This is a genomic window from Paenarthrobacter sp. CM16 (assembly GCF_013179505.1).
In the GTDB taxonomy this organism is placed as follows: Bacteria; Actinomycetota; Actinomycetes; order Actinomycetales; family Micrococcaceae; genus Arthrobacter.
The window spans coordinates 1-8,222 of sequence record NZ_JABMCX010000220.1; the positions used below are offsets into that span (position 1 = coordinate 1).

An 8,222-nucleotide genomic window follows, 5' to 3' on the forward strand; every position below is an offset into this window, starting at 1 on the left:
GCAGTTCAGGTATCGCCCCCATATCCAATCGTGGCCCAGTCGGCACAGGCTGGCAATGACATGCTCTTCGACCATCTCATTGCCGACCCGCAGGTGAAATCCCGTGAACAGTTCGGCGCTCGGGTTACAAACTATGTATCCCATCAGTTCAACCTCGCCCTACCCAGGGACAGTCAAGCCGTCATCAGAAGCCGCCCCCACATCAAGGTCGGCGCCGTGCCTCGCACGGCAAACTTTGCCGTAACCGACTCCCGCGTTGAGCAAATAACTAACACCTGGTCGTTCAACCTTTCAGACGTGGAAAAAGTCTCAACCGAGATTCAAGCCTGGGCCGCGCACATGAGTCGCCTCAGGCAACGAGGTGGTCTCCTGGAATCGAGAGGGCGACCACCCCTGGTCATTCCCGAAAACGTGCAGCTAAGGGTTGTATATGAAGAGCCGAGAACTGACGCCGCTAATCCTGCCCTGGACATCGCTAAGGAAGTTTGGGCTGAGGTTCCCGGATTGATTGCCTATCCGGAGAGCCAGCAGTCCCGACTGGTGGAAGATGCACTAGGAGTCGTGGCCTAGGCCTGCATAAGGCTGATGAAGCTCACCTGTCACGTTGTTATTACAAGTTCTTGGGATGTGGCCGAACCTCTAGTACTTCCAATTTTTGCTCGACCAGGGGAGTCGACTAACGATTGCATCTTCGGCGACGGGAAAACGTCCGCCGGGCGGGGATGGCCATGCCCGACGGCGCTCCGGGCAGAACAAACGGAGTTGACGTTGTAGGTAGAACGTCGGTATGTGCTGCATATGAATTTGTAAACCTGAAACGCGCACACACCGGTTGTGGGTTACCCAAGATCCAAGTGGGGTCAGCGCGGAAACGGAGAGGCCACTCATCTCTCTCGAACTTCCAAAATAGGCCTCCGCTAGGTTTCATGTGGGTGCACCGAAATATCCTGATTCTTAGTGCTGACGTGGTTTTGATATTTGACGCTACACCGCGTTTATGGTGTCCCGCCTCAGGAGACTTCGTTCGCATCGAAGAGGTCAGGAGTTCGAATCTCCTTAGCTCCACATTTGGCGCCGCTGCCACCACACGGCAAGTAGCGGCCCCCTCTTACACAGGTGAAAGACGAGTACCAATTACTCGTGTGCCCCAAGCAGGGATCGTCTTTACTGAACCCAGCGGATCCCATGCAACGGCCAATGATCCCCCTCGTTCGCCGGAGCTGCCCCAAGGTTCCGCAGCGAGGGCCGGACGGCATCGCCCAGAAGTGCTGTCCGGCCCTGCGCCTAAACAACATCATTCGCGGGTTCCTCCTGTGCCCCTTGTGCGCCGGCTCCAACGGCGACGCCCACGCGTTGCGTTTTTCGTTGTTTCGTAGTCTCCATCGGGTATATCGTTAACTATCGTTTAGTATCGTTCGCGACTGACTGAGGTGAGCTTGAATGCACAATTCATTCCCTGCAAACGGATTTATGGGCAACAACCTGGACGGCATGTGGCAGGCCGTTGAGGAGTTCCGCTCCCGGTTCGAAAAGCGTTCCGGCACCCGCGCGGGCAGGGGTGAACTGCGAACGGCGATTCTTGCCTTGCTCGCGGAGCGTCCCATGCACGGCTACCAGATCATCCATGAAATCGAGGAGCGCAGCGGCGGCAGCTGGAAGCCAAGCGCGGGCTCGGTCTATCCCACCCTGCAACTGTTGGCAGACGAGGGTTTCGTCAGCGCAGAGGAATCCAGCGGACGCAAAATCTACTCGCTGACCGAAGCAGGCCGGGAAGATGTGGCGGGTTCAGAGACCTCCGCCCCTTGGGACTCCCTGGGAACCCCGTCCAGCCCGGGCTTCGCCGCACTGCCCAAGGCAGGTGTGGACCTGGCGCAAGCCGCAGCGCAGGTTGGCCGTACTGGGACACCAAAGCAAGTGCAGGAGGCTGTGACGGTGCTGGAGGAGGCTCGCCGCCGCCTGTACTCGATCCTCGCCCAGGACTGACGGGGTGACGTCGGTTCGGCGCGAACGGGCTGGTTCCAGCAGGGGAGTCGGGGACCCCCGTGCCCGCTATCGTCGAATCCTTCGATTCGCCGCTTGGCACTTGGCGGTGACTTGGTGGTTTGAGCTTTTCCTGCCCAGGGTGGGCCTGCGGGGGCTGACGGAACGGAGCCGACCCACCAGAATGCGGCGTTTCGCCCGGCGTTTTCACGGCCTCGCGGTGGAGCTTGGCGGGCTGATGATCAAAGTTGGCCAATTCATGTCCTCCAGGCTTGATGTGCTCCCACCGGAAATCACGGCGGAGTTGGAGGGGCTGCAGGACGAAGTTCCGCCTGTGCCGTTTCCAGCCATACGGGCCTTGGCGGAAGCCGAACTCGGCGCGCCCTTGGAATCGGTGTTTGCCTCGGTGGAAGAGACGCCCATAGCGGCAGCTTCACTGGGGCAGGCACACCGGGCCAAGCTGCTCGCCGGCAATGCGGAGGACACCGGGCTGAGCAGCGTGGTGTTCAAGGTGCAGCGGCCTGGCATAGCCGGGATTGTGGACGTCGACCTCGCTGCTTTACGCAAAGTGGGAGGCTGGCTGAGCCGTATCCGCCTTGTCTCACGTCGTGCAGATGTGCCCGCTCTGATCAAGGAATTCGCACAGACCAGCCTCGAGGAAATCGACTACCTGAATGAAGCTGCCAACTCGGAGCGCTTTGCGGCTGACTTTGCCGAGGACGCCCGGGTGACTGTCCCGGCGGTGGTTTGGGAACGAACCACCCGCCGCGTGCTGACCCTTGAAGATGTCACTGCCATCAAAATCACGGACGCGGAGTCGCTTCGGATGGCCGGCATAGACCCGGCCGAGGTTGCGCCGGTGTTTGCCTCGGTGATGTTTGATCAGTTGTTCACCAATGGTTTCTTCCACGCGGATCCCCATCCCGGCAACATTTTTGTGACACCGTCCCAGGATCCCACCGGTGAACATCCGTGGAAGCTGACGTTTATCGATTTCGGCATGATGGGAGAGGTTCCCCTCACCACACGCAGCGGTCTGAGGAAGCTCCTGATCGCAGCCGCGTCACGGGACGGCAGGGGGTTGGTGACCGCCATTAGTGATGTGGGGGTGCTGATGCAGTCGGCCGATACCGCTGAGCTTGAGCGGGCCATGACGCAGCTTTTCGCCCGTTTTGGCGGAATGGGTTTCGCCGAGCTTCGCGATGTTGACCCACGGGAGTTCCGTGAATTCGGTACCGAGTTCGGCAGCGTGATTCGGTCACTGCCCTTCCAGCTGCCGGAGAACTTCCTGCTGATCGTCCGGGCCATGTCCCTGACGTCCGGGGTGTGCAGCTCCCTGGATGCGCGCTTCAATCTGTGGGACTCGGTGGAGCCGTACGCGGCGCAGCTCCTGCGGGATGAGCGCGGCAACCTGATCAACGATGTCGCGTCTCAAACCGTCGAAGCCGCCGCCATCGCACTGCGCCTGCCCAAGCGGCTGGACGGGCTGGTGACGCGGGTCGAAGAAGGTTCGCTTCAAGTGGGCAACCGGCGCTTGGAGCAGCAAATGGCACGGCTGCTCCTGACGGCACGGCGGGCAGTCGCGGCGTTGATTTTCGGCGCACTCCTGATCGCCGGAGCTGTCCTGCGAGCCGATGATCCTGGACTGGGCAATGTGCTGATGATCGGCTCCGTGATCCCCTTGGTATTTGGCCTGTGGTCAGGCCGCCGCCAGCTTTGAGGCTCCGGCGTGCTGCCTTCACCTCAGTAGCTCCGTCGCATCTGCGCCGTAGACTTTCCCTGTGACAGAGACTCCCGCTCCGCGTTCCGAGGCCGTTACCCATGCGGCCGGCCCCATCCTGGCAGGCGTCATGCCGGGACAGCATCCAGTGGTTCTGGACCACGCGGCAGCCATGGCTGCCGGTGCCGGACTACCCCTGGTGTGCGCGTATGCCGACGTCACTATGTATCCGGTGGACGGCACTACTGGAGGTCCGGCTGCGCCTATCGACCCGGACGCCATGGAAGAGGACCTTCATCGGATTCCGGAATCACTGATGCAAACCCTCCGTGACCAGTTGGATGGCAAGGGCGTGGAATGGTCCTTGGTCCATCTGGCGGGTGAGCCTGCCCGGGCCTTGGCCCGTGAAGCGGAGGACATAGGTGCCTCCATGATCGTGGTGGGCACCCGGGAGCATAAGCTGACGGCCGCATTGAAGGAACTGACGGCAGGATCGGTGGCCCGCCACCTTTTCCACCGCCAGGGCCGGCCGGTGCTTGTTGTTCCCGTCAACCCCCGGGTCCCCACCGGCGATGACGACGATTAAGGAACATAACCCCCTCCATCTCCAGGGAAAATTCATCGCCTTGGTTGCGGCAGGCGGAGTGTTCGGAGCCCTGGCCAGGTATGGGCTGGGGCTGGCCATTCCTGCACCCGGAGCGTGGCCGCTTCCCACCTTGGTGATCAATCTCTCGGGCGCCCTCGCGTTAGGCGCATTGTTGGAGGGCCTTTCACGCAGAGGACCCGACGTCGGCAATCGCCGGGTCCTGCGGCTCGCCTTGGGCACTGGCTTCCTGGGCGCCTACACCACCTACAGCACCTTTGCCCTGGACGCGGTACACCTCTTCAGCGCTGGGGCGGCTACCGCCGCCGCGGGATACCTGGCAGCGAGTTTGCTGGGTGGGGCAGCCGCCACCACCGCAGGAATCTGGATAGGAGCGTGGCACCACAGGCGCGCAAGGGGGCATCGAACGTGACCGTCATCCTCCTTGCCCTGGCCGGTGGTGTAGGCGCAGCGGCGCGGTTCGTCGTCGATGGACTTGTCCGGTCACGCCTCAAGACTGCCTTCCCTTGGGGGACTGTGGCCATCAATGTTTCGGGCTCGCTGCTGTTGGGCTTTTTGGCGGGACTCCTCATGCGCGGCCAGGCGTCGGAGTCGCTTCTCCTGATCCTCGGCACCGGATTTCTGGGTGGCTACACCACTTTCAGCACCGCCAGCCTGGAGACGATACGGCTGGTGCAAAGTGGTCGTACAACCTTGGCTGTCATCAACGGGCTGGGGACCATGGCAGTGAGCGTCATGGCCGCCGCCGCGGGCGTGTGGGTCAGCTTGATGGTGCCCTGAGGAGTGGTGAACCTCACCACCGAAAGTGTCATTGTCCGCCTGTAGGATCGAGCCATGGCTAAGAAGACTTTCAATGAGCTGTTGTCCGCCCAGGTTGCCAATGAGTTTGCAGCCTCCCAGCAGTACATCGCAGTAGCCGTGTATTTTGACGGCGAAGACTTGCCGCAGCTGGCCCGTCACTTCTATCGCCAGTCCCTGGAAGAGCGCAACCACGCCATGATGATGGTCCAGTACATGCTGGACCGCAACGTGCACGTGGAAATCCCGGGCATTGCCCCGGTGCGCAACAACTTCACCAACGCCAAGGAGCCCATTGCGCTCGCCTTGGAACAGGAAAAGGAAGTCACCCGCAACATTGAGGAGATGTTCCGTGTTGCCCGTGCGGAGGGTGATGCCCTGGGTGAGCAGTTCATGCTGTGGTTCCTCAAGGAGCAGGTTGAGGAAGTTGCTTCCATGACCACGCTGCTGAACATCACCGAACGCGCCGAGAACCTTTTCGACATCGAGAACTATGTTGCCCGCGAAACCGTCGGCGATGGCGGAAACGATACCAGTGCCCCCTCCGCCGCCGGAGGCGTCATCTAACTCCCACCTCGGGAGAATACTCCAAGGGGCCGCTGGATGCTTAGCTTCCGGCGGCCTCTTCGTTTTCCTGCGCATCGTCGGGTTGGGAGCGGTTCAGCAGGGATAAGCGGCTGGCAATGCGGGCGAGGTCCACTGGCAAAACACGTGAATCAGCACCTGATGCCTCGATGTCCCAGTCCAAGGGTCCCTCGCCGATCAAAAACAGCGTGATGTCCTGATCGTGTAGAACGTCCACCACGTTGCCGAACCGTTGCCAGGCAGGAGCCAACGTCGAATCGCTGCCTGCCGGTGAAGGGACGTCGTCGATCACCCACGTTTTATAGGTTTCCGCCAACACCAGGAAGTCCGCTGTCGAGGTCAGCCCGGCGCACAGCTCCGCAAAGCCGATCCACAGGAGGTCTGGATCTGAATTCCTCACCACAAGGGGTTGGGTGGTGGGGCTCAGCACGCGGCTCTGAGCTGGTGTGGGCCTGAAGAGGCCCAGGCGCCCCAGTTGCCTGGGCATGCCGGGGGAGATGATGTGGCCTGAGCGGAAGGCGTCGGGCCCGGCGGCCGGGACGGTTCCTTCAGCCGGGAAGCGCCGGAAATCCGAGGCCCCGCTGATCTCCACGATGTCCATCATCTCTTTGATGGCCTCGATGGTGGGCAGGAAATGGTCGTGCCACAGGGGATTGGGCAGTAGGTTCTCCGGAGCGTAGTTCGAGGTCACTACCAGGGGGATGCGGCGTTGCGCAGCTGACCGCAACAACCGGGCGATGAACATTCCGTCGCCAACATCCTGGACGTGGAATTCATCGAAGAACAGCACCTCGATCCCGTCAAGGAGCGCATCAACGGATTGCTGGATCGCTGTTCCATTGCCGGCCTCAAAGCCGCGCGTTCCAGCGTGCAGCATGCGGAAGAAGTCGTGGAAGTGGACACGCCGTTTCCGCGCATCCAGCCTTCCGTAGAAGCTGTTCATCAGCCAGGTCTTGCCGCGGCCCACCGGTCCGTGGAAGTAGAGGCTGCGCGGCGCCTTACGGGATAGGGCCCGACGACGGCCCGTCAGTTGGGCGCCGAAGGCCGCCAGCCGCGCTGCTGCCTGCCGCTGACTGGGCTCAAGCACGAAACCTGCCCGTCCGGCGTCGTGGTCCATGCCCGCAAGCAAGGTGCGCATGGTGTCCCGGGACGAACCCGGAACTGGCCTCAACAGAGGCGTCACAGCCAGCCTTTGCGCTTGAAAATGACGTACATGAGCAAAGCGGCGCCAAACATGAGGCCCACCGCCAGGGGATAGCCGAAGTCCCAATGCAGCTCAGGCATATGGTCGAAGTTCATTCCATACACGCCTGCCACAAAGGACGGTGCAAAGAGAATGGCGGCCCAGGAGGAGATCTTCTTGACTTGCTCGTTCTGCGCGGCGCTCGCTTCGTTCTGGCGGTTGGCAGTAAGTGTGCCATCGAGCGTGAGCGCGTTCTGGAGGAGGTCCCGGAACGAGTTGGCCCGGGAGATTACCCGCTGGACGTGGTCCTCGACGTCGCGAAGGGAACGCTGGAGTTCAATGTCCACACCGTACTTTTCGAAGCCCTTCTCCAGGAGCACCATCATGTCCGGCAGGGGATGGATGGCGCGCTGGAACTGGATGACCTCGCGGGCCAGCTCATAAATACGACGTGAAACGGCGCTGTCACCGCTGAAGAGTTGGTCTTCGATCTCATCGATGTCGTTCTCCAGGCCTGCAACCACCGGAGCGTAATCGTCCACCACCTGGTCCAGGAGGGCGTAGAGCACCGCCTCCGGGCCGTGGCGCAGGAGGTCCGGACGCTCCTCAAGCCGCTTGCGCACCCGGGCCACGCCACCGGTTTCGGCATGCCGGATGGTCACCACAAAGTTCGGTCCCGTGAAGACGTGGAGCTCGCCGAATTCCACCGTTTCGGTGTCGTCCAGGTACCGGGCGGGCCGGAGGACCGTGAACAAGTTGTGGTCGTAGCGCTCAAGCTTTGGCCGCTGGTGTGCCGAAACGGCGTCCTCCACAGCGAGTTCGTGAAGTCCGAACTCTTCGGCGACGGCTGCCATTTCTTCTTTGGTGGGGCGGTACAAGCCGATCCAGGCCATGCCGCCATGTTCCGCGAGGGTCTCAAACGTCTGCTCGAGGCTATGCGGGGTGGCTGTGCGTACGCCGTCTACATATACGGCGTTATCGATGATGGTCACTGGTTGAACGCTACTGCATGGCTCCGATGATGGCGCCGGCAAGGGTCATGGCCACAATGTCGTGGCCCGAGTCGATCAGGGTCACTGCAAACGGACGTCCCGCGAAGCCGTTGTGGATGACGTGGCCGCCGGCACGGAAAACCACGGCAATGACCAGTGCCAGGAAGCCGCCGCCCAGGAAGGTGTTGAGATCCAGGGCGCTGATGAGGACAGCGAGGAGAAGGCTGGTCACGGCAGCTGCAACCATCATGGGAACCCAGATACCGGCGCCACCCTCAATGTTCTTGAGGTCGTCTTCGGTTTTGCCGATTGCCTGCATCCACCTGCGGCCAAGGACTGCCGGCATGTACCAGACGAAGC

The 8,222-nt window shown here is 61.5% G+C and carries 10 protein-coding genes; 7 read left to right on the forward strand and 3 right to left on the reverse strand.

Features of this window, described 5'->3' with window-relative positions; translation table 11 throughout:
* The 7 genes from HP499_RS17305 to HP499_RS17335 form a co-directional block, all read left to right on the forward strand.
* Nucleotides 1-570, forward strand: a 570-nt coding sequence (locus tag HP499_RS17305) for a hypothetical protein (RefSeq protein WP_216660108.1), incomplete at its 5' end; no start/stop codon positions are given.
* 870 nt (nt 571-1,440) lie between these two features.
* Nucleotides 1,441-1,983 carry a PadR family transcriptional regulator gene (locus tag HP499_RS17310; protein WP_026539886.1) on the forward strand — a complete coding sequence of 181 codons (543 nt, stop codon included), beginning with the start codon at nt 1,441-1,443 and terminating at the stop codon, nt 1,981-1,983.
* Between the two features lie 4 nt (nt 1,984-1,987).
* Nucleotides 1,988-3,700 (forward strand): AarF/ABC1/UbiB kinase family protein, encoded by a 1,713-nt coding sequence (locus HP499_RS17315; RefSeq protein WP_172325449.1) that lies wholly within the window; start codon nt 1,988-1,990, stop codon nt 3,698-3,700.
* 61 nt (nt 3,701-3,761) lie between these two features.
* Nucleotides 3,762-4,286 (forward strand): universal stress protein, encoded by a 525-nt coding sequence (locus HP499_RS17320; protein WP_172325450.1) that lies wholly within the window; start codon nt 3,762-3,764, stop codon nt 4,284-4,286.
* Entirely contained in the window at nt 4,273-4,716 is a 444-nt protein-coding gene (locus HP499_RS17325; protein ID WP_172325451.1) for a CrcB family protein, read from the forward strand. The genes HP499_RS17320 and HP499_RS17325 overlap by 14 nt, the downstream gene beginning before the upstream one ends.
* A complete protein-coding gene (crcB, locus tag HP499_RS17330) occupies nt 4,713-5,084 on the forward strand; it encodes a fluoride efflux transporter CrcB (protein ID WP_172325452.1) in 372 nt (123 codons plus the stop codon). The genes HP499_RS17325 and crcB overlap by 4 nt, the downstream gene beginning before the upstream one ends.
* Nucleotides 5,085-5,138: 54 nt before the next feature.
* A complete protein-coding gene (locus tag HP499_RS17335) occupies nt 5,139-5,669 on the forward strand; it encodes a ferritin (RefSeq protein WP_141285964.1) in 531 nt (176 codons plus the stop codon).
* A 40-nt stretch (nt 5,670-5,709) separates the two neighbouring features.
* Here the strand turns inward: HP499_RS17335 and zapE are convergent, their stop codons facing one another.
* From zapE to HP499_RS17350, 3 genes are all read right to left on the reverse strand, one after another.
* Nucleotides 5,710-6,870 carry a cell division protein ZapE gene (gene zapE, locus HP499_RS17340; protein WP_309138414.1) on the reverse strand — a complete coding sequence of 387 codons (1,161 nt, stop codon included), beginning with the start codon at nt 6,868-6,870 and terminating at the stop codon, nt 5,710-5,712.
* Nucleotides 6,867-7,862: a magnesium/cobalt transporter CorA gene (gene corA / locus HP499_RS17345; protein WP_172325453.1), complete on the reverse strand. Its 996-nt coding sequence runs from the start codon at nt 7,860-7,862 to the stop codon at nt 6,867-6,869. The genes zapE and corA overlap by 4 nt, the downstream gene beginning before the upstream one ends.
* Before the next feature lie 10 nt (nt 7,863-7,872).
* On the reverse strand, nt 7,873-8,222 hold a 350-nt coding region (locus HP499_RS17350; protein WP_172325454.1), incomplete at its 5' end, for a DUF1761 domain-containing protein.